Consider the following 12,247-nt stretch of genomic DNA (forward strand, 5'->3'; position numbering starts at 1 on the left):
TATATGAGCAGCCTTAATGATGCTCAATCAGTGCACACCACTTTTGCAGTTTATTTAGTCGCTTACTTAGATTAGTGATTAGTGATTAGTGCTTAATAACAATTAAAAAAGGGAGTTGTAAGTGTAGACTGGGCAATAAAAAACCCGAATATTACTATTCGGGCTTTTTATTACATGATTTGAACTACAGATATTTGGGTTAAAACCCGCTTACATCATGCCGCCCATTCCACCCATGCCGCCCATGCCGCCCATATCTGGTGCTGCTGGTGCTGCTTCTTGTGGAATTTCCGCAACCATTGCTTCAGTGGTGATCATAAGACCCGCAATCGATGCTGCAAATTGTAGTGCAGAGCGTGTTACTTTAGTTGGGTCAAGAATACCCATCGCAATCATATCACTGTATTCACCGTTTGCAGCGTTGTAACCATAGTTACCTTCACCACCTTTTACGTTGTTAACAACAACAGAGGCTTCGTCACCCGCATTTGATACGATTTGACGAAGTGGTGCTTCCATCGCACGAAGTGCTACTTTAATACCGTGGTTTTGGTCTTCGTTGTCACCTAGTAGTTCTGTAAGCTTGTTCGCTACACGTACTAGCGCAACACCACCACCAGGTACCACACCTTCTTCAACCGCTGCACGTGTTGCATGTAATGCATCTTCTACGCGGTCTTTTTTCTCTTTCATTTCAACTTCAGTCGCTGCACCAACTTTAATCACTGCAACACCGCCAGCAAGTTTCGCCATGCGCTCTTGCAGCTTTTCTTTGTCGTAGTCTGACGTTGCTTCTTCAATTTGTGCTTTAATTTGTGAAACTCGACCGTCGATACCGTCTTGCTCACCCGCACCATCAATGATGGTTGTGTCATCTTTGGTGATCACAACGCGCTTAGCAGTACCTAAGTCTTCAATCGTTGATTTCTCAAGTTCTAGACCAATCTCTTCAGAGATAACAGTACCACCAGTTAGAGTTGCGATATCTTGTAGCATTGCTTTACGACGGTCACCAAAGCCTGGTGCTTTAACCGCAGCAACTTTAACGATACCACGCATGTTATTTACAACGAGCGTTGCCAGTGCTTCACCTTCAAGGTCTTCAGCAATAATAAGTAATGGCTTACTTGTTTTAGCAACCGCTTCTAAAGTAGGAAGTAATTCACGAATGTTCGAAACTTTCTTATCTACTAAAAGAATCAGTGGGCTATCTAGCTCAACAGCGCCTTTTTCTGCGTTATTAATGAAGTAAGGAGAAAGATAACCACGGTCGAACTGCATACCTTCAACAACATCTAGTTCATTTTCTAGAGATTGACCTTCTTCTACTGTGATAACGCCAGACTCACGGCCTACACGCTCCATTGCATTGGCAATGATTTCACCAATTTCTTTATCTGAGTTTGCAGAGATAGTACCTACCTGCGCAATGGCTTTTGTATCTGCACATGGCACTGACAATGTTTTAAGCTCAGCAACCGCAGCAATAACTGCTTTGTCGATACCGCGCTTAAGGTCCATTGGGTTCATACCCGCAGCAACGGCTTTTAAACCTTCGTTTACGATAGACTGTGCTAATACTGTTGCTGTTGTTGTGCCGTCACCCGCTGCATCATTTGCTTTAGATGCAACTTCTTTTACCATTTGTGCACCCATGTTCTCAAACTTGTCTTCAAGTTCGATCTCTTTTGCAACAGATACACCATCTTTGGTGATCACTGGTGCGCCAAATGACTTGTCTAAAATAACGTTACGGCCTTTAGGACCTAAAGTTACACGTACTGCGTTCGCTAGCGTGTTTACACCCGCAAGCATCTTTGTGCGTGCGTCGTTTGCAAAGAATACTTCTTTTGCTGCCATGATTAAATTCCTCTAAATTTGAATGCTTTGAAAGTTGAAAAGTAGGGTTAGCCTACAATGCCTAAAATGTTGTCTTCACGCATGATCAGGTACTCTTGACCTTCGATCTTTTCAGTTTTTTCAACGTAAGAACCAAACAGTACTGTGTCGCCTGTTTTTACTTCTAGTGCTCTTACTTCGCCATTGTCTAAAACACGGCCGTTACCTACAGCAACCACTTCACCGCGCGTTGATTTTTCTGCAGCAGAGCCAGTTAATACAATACCACCAGCAGATTTTGTTTCTTCTTCAAGACGCTTGATGATTACACGGTCATGTAAAGGACGAATATTCATAAAATTTGTTCTCCTAACAGTTTCTGCACATAACAGAAAAAAAGTTCATTTTCAGTTGCCATCATTAATGGGGATGGCATTTTTAAAATCCAAGTAAAAATTGTAATTTTTTTAATCTTTTCGCTGATACTCGCCTTCAATTGTGCTTGATTGCTCTTGCACACCTTCCGTTTTATCAAACGATGATTGTGGTTGCTCAAATGGACTTTGTTGCGCATGATGCGAAAAGCCACCTTGCTGAGCAGACATTTTTGCATGCATTTGCGCACCAATTTGTTTCACCAGTGCATTCGCTAAGTGCACTCGAATAGCGGGCGTTAACAACATAAAACCGATTACATCAGTCATAATCCCCGGCGTCATCAACAATACGCCAGCAATGATCACACATAAGCCACTGAATAACTCACTTGCAGGCATTTGCCCTTGCGCCATTTGCCCTTGCACATTTGAGAATGCACTGAGACCTTGTTTTTTTACCAACTTGGCACCCAATACCGCAGTCAATACCACCAATGCAATGGTTGCGACGCCACCAATAACATCACTAACTTGAATCAACAACGCAATCTCTACAATGGGAACAACAATAAACAGCACAAATAAAATTCGAAACATACTTTCTCCTAATTCCTATGAAAGATAAATATGGGTGGCAAGGTCTCATTTCAAGCCAGCGCAATCTGCTTGGGAATTTTGAGTCTATCCGCTACTATGAGGCTGATTCAAACGACCCAAATATAATGTCTCTATGATGCCATATTTATGAGTATGATTTAACTCACTGTGTCTATCATATCCACATTCATATGCAGGCTTAATAAATAATTGATTTCATTCAATGTAAAAGGGAACATTTCTTTCACATTGAGGTCTGCCATAGATATGGCAAAAGTTAAGTAACACGCAATATAACATCTGTGTTGTTACTCACACACAATCAGATAACATCACACCTTAATGCCAAGCATTCGCAATGTGCATAAGTCGTTACTGATATAGATGAGGTACTCAATAAATGAGATTGTTGGTTTTTCTTTTTTCTTTACTGTGGTTACTGCCAGTACATGCATCAAATACTGTCTTGGATAGCTTACTTGCACCTAAGCAAGATACGTTTTTACCCGTTGATGAAGCGTTCAAGTTTGACTTTGATCAACAAGGCAACATCCTATTTATTGGCTGGGAAATTGAACCTGGTTACTACATTTATCAAAAAAAGATTGAAATTATTGCCAAAGAGGCGTCTATTTCAGTGCCTGAGCTCGCACCAGGTCAAGAGATTGAAGATGAATTTTTTGGCAGAACGCAAGTGTATTTTGATTCATTCTCAGTGGTATCTAAACTTAGTGCCATACAAGACAATGCTGTTGTTAAAATTCGCTATCAAGGCTGCGCCGAGGCTGGCTTATGCTACCCACCAGAAGTCATCACAGTGCCACTTACACCGCTATTGACTGAATCAGATGCAAACACCACGAACACAACCCAGGAAGCGCCACTCAAGGATGCCAACACTCTCACCAGTAGCGATGATTTATCGTTTACGGAGCAACTCGCCCAGCAAAGCTTTTTAACTAATTTGGCGATCTTTTTTGTGGTTGGTGTTGGTTTGGCATTTACACCTTGCGTTTTTCCTATGTTTCCCATTTTGTCGAGCTTAATTGCAGGACAACAAGGGCTATCAACTAAAAAGGCATTTCGATTATCATTTGTTTATATCCAAGGTATGGCTGTCACCTATGCCGCTTTGGGTTTAGTGGTTGCCGCGCTAGGTGGTCAAGTGCAGGGTTATATACAACACCCCGCCGTGTTAATTAGTTTCAGCTTATTGTTCGTATTATTAGCCATGTCGATGTTTGGTTGGTACGAAATTAAACTACCCAGCGGTATGATGAATAGACTGACCTCTGTCAGTAACAAACAACAAGGCGGGAGCTATTTAGGTGTATTTTCTATGGGTGTATTATCTGGTTTAATCGCCTCACCTTGCACAACGGCGCCTTTGTCCGCAGCATTACTCTATGTTGCACAAAGTGGTGACTATGTTGTTGGCGGTGTAACCTTATATGTTCTCAGCCTAGGTATGGGGCTGCCCTTACTATTACTCGGTACATCAGGCGGTAAACTATTACCAAAAGCTGGCGGCTGGATGGAGCAAGTCAAAACCCTATTCGGATTTGTCATGTTAGTGGTGCCATTGATCTTGCTTGAGCGTATTTTAGCGTTTGACACTATTTTACTCATGGCTGCGGGCTTAATGACCGCAACAGCGCTGTATTTACATTATTGGCAAAGCACGCAAACCGCGGGCAAGCTCAAAACACTTCTTTGGGCACTCGCAAGTGGCTTACTATTAACAAGTGTATTAACAGCCAAGCACGTTGTGCTTCCGAGTCAAAATGCGTCAGTACAATCCACTGAAGTAGCCGACAAAAAAGGATTTACCCTACTCGCTGATTTGGCAGCGCTTAAAGTTGCCACCAAAGAAGCAAACGATAACGGCCAAATTGCGATGGTCGACTTGTATGCTGACTGGTGCGTAGCCTGTAAAGAATTTGAAAAATACAGTTTCCCTGCAGATAACGTCCAAGCTGAGTTTAAACATTTCTCGCTATTGAAACTTGATCTCACCGACACAAATGATACCAGCATTGAGATCATGGAAGAGTATACGGTGTTCGGATTACCCAGCATTTTATTTTTCGACAAAGATGGTAATGAAATGCCCGAACTACGAGTAACAGGCTTTTTAGGTGCCGATGAATTTTCTGCTCACTTAAAAAAAGTACGTAACGCGCTACAATAAACTCTCTAAAGGTTAAGCTAACGCTTAACCTTTTTCCCTTCAAGCCTCTCTCATTAGACCAGTATTTTGCTGCTATTTACCCCGAACTCTCTATAATAGTCTGCGAACGTGAGAAAAAGTTGCTATTTCTCGTTGAACAGCTTAAGTTAACTAACATCATAAGCTAAATTATTCGTTAGTTTTAAATTTAAGGGAATTTCACGCATTATGTCTACACAGTTAAAGATTTTAGTCTTAAATGGCCCAAACTTGAACATGTTAGGTCGCCGCGAGCCTCATAAATATGGTACGCAGACTTTAGACGATATTATGCAGCCCCTAACGAATTATGCACAGCAACAACATGTGACACTGACGCACCTGCAAAGCAATAGCGAAGCAGAGCTCATTAATGCAATACATGACGCTTGGCAAAACATTGATGCCATTATCATTAACCCAGCCGCTTTTACACATACCAGTATAGCGCTGCGCGATGCATTACTCAGTGTCTCGATACCTTTTTACGAAGTGCATATTACGAATGTATATGCACGCGAATCCTTCCGTCATAAATCGTACTTTTCCGATGTGGCGCAGGGAGTAATATGTGGATTAGGCGCAATGGGCTATCACGCAGCGTTAACAGCAGCGATTAGCCAATTGCACAGCGAAAATAACTCAAATTAACTAACAGGCGGGTCATTGTATGGATATTCGCAAGATCAAAAAACTTATCGAATTAGTAGAAGAATCAGGGATTGCTGAACTGGAAATCACTGAAGGTGAAGAATCAGTACGCATTAATCGCTTTAGCAGCGCACCTGTTGTTGCTGCACCGCAACAATTTGCTGCACCAGCTCCTGTGGCACCAGCTCCAGCTGCTACAGCCGCACCAGCAGTAGATGCACCAGCTCCAGCTGCGCCTGCAGGTCATCAAGTTCTTTCGCCGATGGTTGGTACTTTCTATTCAGCCGCTTCCCCTGAAGCACCTTCATACGTTGAAGTAGGCACTAAAGTAAACGTTGGTGATACACTTTGTATCGTTGAAGCCATGAAAATGATGAACCAAATCGAAGCTGACAAAGCGGGTGTAGTTAAAGCGATCCTTGTAGCAAATGGCGACCCTATTGAATTCGACCAACCGCTATTCATCATCGAATAATCACGCACTCAGAAGGCAAACGCTATGTTAGATAAAGTAGTCATTGCAAACCGAGGTGAAATTGCACTTCGTGTATTGCGTGCCTGCAAGGAACTTGGGATTAAAACTGTCGCTGTGCATTCTACAGCTGACCGTGATCTTAAGCATGTCTTGCTTGCAGATGAAACCATTTGTATTGGTAAACCAGCAGCGACCGAAAGCTATTTAGACATTCCACGTATTATTGCAGCCGCAGAAGTAACTGATGCCGTCGCAATTCACCCAGGATACGGATTCTTATCTGAAAATGCTGATTTTGCAGACCAAGTTGAGCAAAGTGGTTTCATTTTCATCGGCCCGACAGGCGATACTATTCGCATCATGGGTGATAAAGTTGCCGCGATTGAAGCGATGCGTAAAGCCGGAGTACCTTGTGTACCAGGCTCAGATGGTCCTTTAACGGAAGATCAAGAACGTAACGTTCAGATAGCCAAACGCATCGGTTACCCTGTTATCATCAAAGCCGCTGGCGGCGGTGGTGGTCGAGGTATGCGTGTGGTACGCAGCGAAGCTGAATTAATTGATTCAATTGCTCTAACACAACAAGAAGCCAAGCAGTTCTTTGGTAATGGCATGGTTTACATGGAGAAATTCCTAGAGAACCCTCGTCACATCGAAGTACAAGTGCTGGCTGATGGCCAAGGTAATGCCGTTCATTTAGGTGAGCGTGATTGCTCAATGCAACGCCGCCATCAAAAGGTCGTTGAAGAAGCACCTGCACCAGGTATTACCGAAGAAATGCGCAAATTCATTGGCGAACGTTGTACGCGTGCATGTATTGAAATTGGCTATCGTGGTGCGGGAACTTTTGAGTTCTTGTATGAAAATGGTGAGTTCTATTTCATTGAAATGAATACGCGAATTCAAGTTGAGCACCCTGTTACTGAAATGGTGACTGGTGTCGACTTGATCAAAGAGCAGCTAAAAATTGCGGCGGGGCAACCTCTTTCATTTACTCAAGATGATGTGGTGATCCGTGGGCATGCTGTTGAATGTCGTATCAACGCAGAAGACCCTGATTCATTTATTCCATCTCCAGGTAAAATCACACGATTCCATCCTGCTGGTGGGTTAGGGATCCGCTGGGATAGTCATATATACGCAGATTACACTGTACCACCGCATTATGACTCTATGATTGGTAAGCTTATCACTTATGGCGAAAACCGCGATGTGGCTATTGCACGTGCACGCAATGCGTTAAATGAGCTTGTGATTGACGGTATCAAAACCAATACGCCATTGCATAAGAAAATATTGGCTGATGAAAACTTCCATAATGGTGGCACTAACATCCATTATTTAGAGAAGAAACTAGGTATTGCCTAATTTCATCACCCTAAAAAGCCAGCTCTGATGCTGGCTTTTTTGTTTTTAAAACCGGTATTACGCTGAAATTGAAGAAAAATTAACCGTTTGATTTACAGATAGTTAAATTTATTACATTTACTAGTGACAAGGCTTTTAAAAGTTTTTATACTGCACCCCGCTTGATAACACTTTCAAGCGAAATAAAATATGATTAATCTAAATCATATTGTCTATGGCCCCTTAGCTCAGTTGGTTAGAGCACACGACTCATAATCGTTAGGTCCCCAGTTCGAGTCTGGGAGGGGCCACCATTTCAAAATATTTACCTCCCTCTAGTAACACATACTGATTAATTCAAACCAGTTATCTTTATATTTAACTATTGATTGGTGAACATGCTATCTAGCATGTCAAAAAATACAGTTTCGCACACTTTCCAAATACCGTTAACCTATACCAACATGAGTGATTTACCCTTCTTAACGCTGGTGGATTAACTCGCGATGTCGTTATTTTAAAGCGCCACCTCAAAACTAATGATCCCTTGCTATAAGATGCTGCTACATAACCACGATGTGCCCATGAACATACTTTCCATCACCTCCTACTTTACAACATAGCACTAGAGTCCCTTGCTCAACATGACATAGAGCATAATTCATGACATTCTAAACTCAGTATTTCACTAAAACTATCGAAGGCAAGTACCATGAACATACTATCAAAAGAAACACTGAGTAAAGTAATGGGTGGATCAAATAACCCACACTCCGCACCGACACTACCTGCCAAAGGGGGTTCATCTGCTCCTCCATGGGGCCGATACTAAGCAGCATGGTTAATACCAAAAACTGGCAATCACTTAGGGCTTCTTAAAAACCATTACGATAAAAGAAGCCTTTATACAAAATGACAAAAATCAGCTGAGCTACCAGCCTTACTGAGCTGAATGAATACACAATAAAAGTACGAGGTAGATATATGCCGCCCCTATTTTAAATCATCACAAAATCATCGATTACCAATAACTCAGAGCGAAATTTAGCAGACTTTGTTTATAACAATATACTGCGGATGATTTTTGAAATCGCATCTAAGCCCGCTAAACGCTTTTCAGCTTCGGTGCTGTCTATGCCTTGAATGGCTTCATAATCGTCTAGAAAAAAAGCACTATCGTAATACTTTGTCTGGGGATCTTTTACGTACACTAAAACATAACAGTACATTGAAAGGTGATCTAACGAGCGAAAGAAATCGATATCAGCCGCTGTTATTACGGGCTTTACTTTACCTTTTATCTTATCAATAAAGACATGTTTAACATAAATTGACTGTGTATCTCGTGTATACTTTACAACATCTTCAACGCCATAATGGTGGACACGATATGCTTTCACATCATCAAGGCACAGCAGTTGCTGGGAGCATGTATTTTGAAAATCAATAGCTTCCATCTCTTTGTCGATTTTTTCATAGCGACCATAATTCGGCCTTGCGGCTAAGCGCTGAAACCAACATTTCAATTTAGCTTGCGTATCAGTAAACACACCCACTCCCCATCCGTCTCTTTTTAAAGATCCGTCAACATGCTCAATATCAATCGAACTACGATAATAAAGTAAACCTCGTTACCATAATGTTAAATTATACATCTTTAAATATTAATATGTTCATATGTGCGGCTCTTCTAAAATAATTAATGTGTCAAGGTCCATTAATTGCCCACTGGCGGCTTGCTGACATTTCCCCCACAGCCCTATCGCTTCGCTGCTACTTTTACGCAACAAAATTTAAAGCGCATTTCCAACATAAAAGTGCCCAGATTAATTCAGACTGTCTAATACGCACTAGGTTCATCTTTGCTTTACCCTTAAACCTATGAACAAAACCATCACCTAATCGCATGTCGTAATATGAGGTCTTTTATTACGAACTATATATAGGCTTTTGTAGGACCAAACATGTGCTTTTTTCAATAACATCACTAAAACTCGCACATTCAGCCAGATTCACTTACAATATGTTTCTATCCACGGCAATGCTCTGCTTCTGTGCAGCTATATAACTCCGCTTTGTTAAATTAATAATAATTTTTAACAACACAAGACTATTAAAAAGAATATGTTAGTATTGCTAAGCAGTGTAAGGATCTAAATTATGAATGTTGAACTATTGGTGAGTAAAGCCAAACAAGTTTGTGATAACAAAGGTGCACGTTTCACCCCCATTCGCGAGAAAGTATTTAGGCTACTCGCAAGTAAGCAAGGTGGGGTTGGAGCATATGATTTACTAGAAGAACTTAAACTAACGGAATCTGGAGCAAAACCAGCCACGATTTATCGTGCGCTCGACTTTTTGTCTGAGTTAGGGTTCATTCACAAAATTGAAAGCGCGAATGCATTCATGTTGTGTCACCATTTTGATCACATTCACCCTGTACAGCTACTCATCTGTGACAGTTGTGGCCACGTTGATGAATTGCATTCTAGTATCATTTCTCATGAACTGAATAACTTAGCTGCAGAGAAAGGCTTTACAGTCAGTGCTCAAACTATTGAAGCCCACGGCCAATGCAAAAAATGTAAACAGTAGAGGCAACTACATCTAAAACGCACTACACTTACATATTGGTTATATGAATTATTAAATAAGAGAAAACAAGGGAATCCCTAATGAAGGTAGAGTTCATCAATCCTTTTTTGGCGTCTTTAATTAATGTGCTGTCAACCATGGCACAAACTGAGTTGACTCCAGGGAAGCCGAAAGTCAAAAAAGACGAAGTCGCACGTGGCGATGTATCTGGTTTAATTGGTATGGTCGGCCCGCAAACGAAAGGCTCTTTCTCAATTTCCTTTGATGAAAGCCTAGCACTCACAATTATGGAACGTATGTTAGGTGAGCGCCCTGAGGGTATTAATGAAGAAGTCACTGATATGGTTGGTGAAATAACCAACATGGTCACAGGTGGTGCCAAAAATTTATTAGGTGAAAAGGGCTATGATTTTGAAATGGCTACACCGATTGTTGTGTCTGGTACAGGTCATACAATTACACATAAGTGTGAAGGCGCAAAATTAATGATGCCTTTTACCTCAGACGACGGTAACGCCCATATTGAAGTTAGCTTCGACACATTATGAGCTGGCAACAGCAAGATATAAAAATCTCGGCTAAAAGCCGAGATTTCCGTTAAATTAATAATGAAATAAGCACCCCGTTGCCACAAATATCGCAATATAGCATTCGGCTAATGTACCTTTTTCTTCAACATCTTTCTGCAAGCCTCTAGGTTAAGGGAAATGCAGATCCCACTGTTCTTATGAACTTTAAAAGTCACTTTAACCTCTTATCTTACTTCATTCTCTAAATAAAAGGTGTGTACATTATTAGGGGAAGATCATTACGTTTTAGCATACGCCAGAAGGGCCGCACCATTGGTTTACCGTTCTGCAAGCAGCCTTATAAGTGGGTACACAGCCAGCTTGAGTGTCCCATAAACCACCGCCGACTATTTTTGGTGTCATATTCTCAGGTAAAGCGCTTTTATCCTGAGATAATGTTTTTAACTTACTTTTATTCAGTGTTAATTTCATAATTATTTTCCTTAATAAGGGTAACTAACCTCAGCTCTGGATAAGCGAATTTGTCCAATAAAGCTATTTTTCTCACTCTCGCGTTGCTTTCATTTGTAATAGCCCGCTATTACTGCATAAAAGTGCCTTGATATTGGACAAAATATCATCACTGGGTTGTACGTAAGTTTGTTTACAAAATAGTTCCTATTCCAAAACCCTTATCCAAACCTAAGGTTAACTCGATATGTTCAAATAATGAACAGTGACAATTTAGCACTGTATATTTTATACCGCAACATCCCACCCCATAAAAATGCAATGCGCTCTATGTGAATACGAAGCCCATGCCAGAAAGCTCATGCCCTGAAGCGTTACCCCACTAGATGCATGAGTTAAAAGGTAAGAACTCAGCCCTGATGTAAGTAAAACCTTAAGCGCGCTATACCGCCCTATACCGCCCTATATCGTAAATAGTAGTGCCTACTTTTTACTTTAACTTTCAAACCTCAGATGTTATGTTATAACATAATTCAATTATGCTATTTATAAATATAAAGAGATGGCACTCTGAACGTGCTTTGCGCCTTTCCGGAGATGCTTCGCTTTTCACTTTAAGAAAGTATATAGCACTGATAAAAAAATAATTACCAGTAAATGGGCCATGTTCGTTTACCACTAAACACGCTTATTTATCTGAAGGTAAATAACGATATATGCACAAGTATTGGCAGCTAACTTTGTGACATGAGGAAAAGCAATGCAGCATACGTACTTTCAATCCATTGAATATCATCCCAAAGAGCAACCAATTCCCCTTGATGAAGTACTTGTTCAGCTTGCTTTCAATCAAGATGGGCTTATTCCGGTAATTACCCAAGACACTGAAACTAAGCAAGTACTCATGATGGCATGGATGAATATCGACGCGCTCAAGCGCACTTTAAACACCCGCCGAGTCACTTATTGGTCACGCAGCCGACAGTGTTATTGGGTTAAAGGAGAGACCAGTGGCCATGTGCAATTGCTCGTCAATTTATCTTTTGACTGTGATGGTGATGCGGTGTTGTGTGAAGTGAAACAAACCGGTTCAGCCTGTCACACCAGCCGTCGGCACTGTTTTTACCTTAATGTGAACGAAGAGCATGTTTGGGTAACTGGTGAAGTCAAAAAATAG

The 12,247-nt window shown here is 41.2% G+C and carries 12 protein-coding genes and 1 tRNA gene; 8 read left to right on the forward strand and 5 right to left on the reverse strand.

Annotation, left to right across the window (positions count from 1 at the left end; translation table 11 throughout):
* Window positions 1-210: 210 nt before the first annotated feature.
* From groL to J8M01_RS13655, 3 genes are all read right to left on the reverse strand, one after another.
* On the reverse strand, window positions 211-1,860 hold the full coding sequence (gene groL, locus J8M01_RS13645) for a chaperonin GroEL (protein ID WP_210996791.1): 1,650 nt from the start codon (window positions 1,858-1,860) through the stop codon (window positions 211-213).
* Window positions 1,861-1,907: 47 nt separating this feature from the next.
* A complete protein-coding gene (locus J8M01_RS13650) occupies window positions 1,908-2,195 on the reverse strand; it encodes a co-chaperone GroES (RefSeq protein WP_010365634.1) in 288 nt (95 codons plus the stop codon).
* Between the two features lie 111 nt (window positions 2,196-2,306).
* Window positions 2,307-2,813 (reverse strand): FxsA family protein, encoded by a 507-nt coding sequence (locus J8M01_RS13655; protein WP_211058373.1) that lies wholly within the window; start codon window positions 2,811-2,813, stop codon window positions 2,307-2,309.
* A gap of 400 nt (window positions 2,814-3,213) precedes the next feature.
* On the opposite strand from J8M01_RS13655, the gene J8M01_RS13660 reads away from it, so the two are divergent.
* From J8M01_RS13660 to J8M01_RS13680, 5 genes are all read left to right on the forward strand, one after another.
* Window positions 3,214-5,004 carry a protein-disulfide reductase DsbD gene (locus J8M01_RS13660; RefSeq protein WP_211058374.1) on the forward strand — a complete coding sequence of 597 codons (1,791 nt, stop codon included), beginning with the start codon at window positions 3,214-3,216 and terminating at the stop codon, window positions 5,002-5,004.
* Window positions 5,005-5,211: 207 nt separating this feature from the next.
* Window positions 5,212-5,673, forward strand: coding sequence for a type II 3-dehydroquinate dehydratase (gene aroQ, locus J8M01_RS13665; protein WP_192505969.1), 462 nt, complete (start codon window positions 5,212-5,214; stop codon window positions 5,671-5,673).
* Between the two features lie 19 nt (window positions 5,674-5,692).
* On the forward strand, window positions 5,693-6,148 hold the full coding sequence (accB, locus tag J8M01_RS13670) for an acetyl-CoA carboxylase biotin carboxyl carrier protein (RefSeq protein WP_192505970.1): 456 nt from the start codon (window positions 5,693-5,695) through the stop codon (window positions 6,146-6,148).
* 24 nt (window positions 6,149-6,172) lie between these two features.
* Entirely contained in the window at window positions 6,173-7,516 is a 1,344-nt protein-coding gene (gene accC, locus J8M01_RS13675) for an acetyl-CoA carboxylase biotin carboxylase subunit (protein WP_192505971.1), read from the forward strand.
* Window positions 7,517-7,732: 216 nt separating this feature from the next.
* Window positions 7,733-7,809: transfer RNA gene (locus J8M01_RS13680), tRNA-Ile, on the forward strand.
* A gap of 744 nt (window positions 7,810-8,553) precedes the next feature.
* Here the strand turns inward: J8M01_RS13680 and J8M01_RS13685 are convergent.
* Window positions 8,554-9,045: a hypothetical protein gene (locus tag J8M01_RS13685; protein ID WP_192505972.1), complete on the reverse strand. Its 492-nt coding sequence runs from the start codon at window positions 9,043-9,045 to the stop codon at window positions 8,554-8,556.
* Window positions 9,046-9,655: 610 nt separating this feature from the next.
* Between J8M01_RS13685 and J8M01_RS13690 the strand changes: the two genes are divergently transcribed.
* Both J8M01_RS13690 and J8M01_RS13695 read left to right on the forward strand, forming a co-directional pair.
* Complete coding sequence (locus tag J8M01_RS13690) at window positions 9,656-10,090, forward strand: transcriptional repressor (RefSeq protein WP_192505974.1); 435 nt, start codon at window positions 9,656-9,658, stop codon at window positions 10,088-10,090.
* Between the two features lie 80 nt (window positions 10,091-10,170).
* Window positions 10,171-10,638 (forward strand): chemotaxis protein CheX, encoded by a 468-nt coding sequence (locus J8M01_RS13695; RefSeq protein WP_192505975.1) that lies wholly within the window; start codon window positions 10,171-10,173, stop codon window positions 10,636-10,638.
* A 267-nt stretch (window positions 10,639-10,905) separates the two neighbouring features.
* Here J8M01_RS13695 and J8M01_RS13700 read toward each other — a convergent pair whose 3' ends face one another.
* Window positions 10,906-11,091: a hypothetical protein gene (locus J8M01_RS13700; protein ID WP_211050308.1), complete on the reverse strand. Its 186-nt coding sequence runs from the start codon at window positions 11,089-11,091 to the stop codon at window positions 10,906-10,908.
* Between the two features lie 739 nt (window positions 11,092-11,830).
* On the opposite strand from J8M01_RS13700, the gene hisI reads away from it, so the two are divergent.
* Window positions 11,831-12,247 carry a phosphoribosyl-AMP cyclohydrolase gene (hisI, locus tag J8M01_RS13705; RefSeq protein WP_211058375.1) on the forward strand — a complete coding sequence of 139 codons (417 nt, stop codon included), beginning with the start codon at window positions 11,831-11,833 and terminating at the stop codon, window positions 12,245-12,247.

Origin of the sequence: Pseudoalteromonas sp. MMG005 (assembly GCF_018101015.1) — a bacterium.
Classification (GTDB): domain Bacteria; phylum Pseudomonadota; class Gammaproteobacteria; order Enterobacterales; family Alteromonadaceae; genus Pseudoalteromonas; species Pseudoalteromonas aurantia.

What these genes read in the sequence shown, in the direction of transcription:
- groL (WP_210996791.1), bottom strand. Translation starts at nt 1,860, where the DNA reads ATGGCAGCAAAAGAAGTATTCTTTGCAAACGACGCACGCACAAAGATG.
- J8M01_RS13650 (WP_010365634.1), bottom strand. Translation starts at nt 2,195, where the DNA reads ATGAATATTCGTCCTTTACATGACCGTGTAATCATCAAGCGTCTTGAA.
- J8M01_RS13655 (WP_211058373.1), bottom strand. Translation starts at nt 2,813, where the DNA reads ATGTTTCGAATTTTATTTGTGCTGTTTATTGTTGTTCCCATTGTAGAG.
- J8M01_RS13660 (WP_211058374.1), top strand. Translation starts at nt 3,214, where the DNA reads ATGAGATTGTTGGTTTTTCTTTTTTCTTTACTGTGGTTACTGCCAGTA.
- aroQ (WP_192505969.1), top strand. Translation starts at nt 5,212, where the DNA reads ATGTCTACACAGTTAAAGATTTTAGTCTTAAATGGCCCAAACTTGAAC.
- accB (WP_192505970.1), top strand. Translation starts at nt 5,693, where the DNA reads ATGGATATTCGCAAGATCAAAAAACTTATCGAATTAGTAGAAGAATCA.
- accC (WP_192505971.1), top strand. Translation starts at nt 6,173, where the DNA reads ATGTTAGATAAAGTAGTCATTGCAAACCGAGGTGAAATTGCACTTCGT.
- J8M01_RS13690 (WP_192505974.1), top strand. Translation starts at nt 9,656, where the DNA reads ATGAATGTTGAACTATTGGTGAGTAAAGCCAAACAAGTTTGTGATAAC.
- J8M01_RS13695 (WP_192505975.1), top strand. Translation starts at nt 10,171, where the DNA reads ATGAAGGTAGAGTTCATCAATCCTTTTTTGGCGTCTTTAATTAATGTG.
- J8M01_RS13700 (WP_211050308.1), bottom strand. Translation starts at nt 11,091, where the DNA reads ATGAAATTAACACTGAATAAAAGTAAGTTAAAAACATTATCTCAGGAT.
- hisI (WP_211058375.1), top strand. Translation starts at nt 11,831, where the DNA reads ATGCAGCATACGTACTTTCAATCCATTGAATATCATCCCAAAGAGCAA.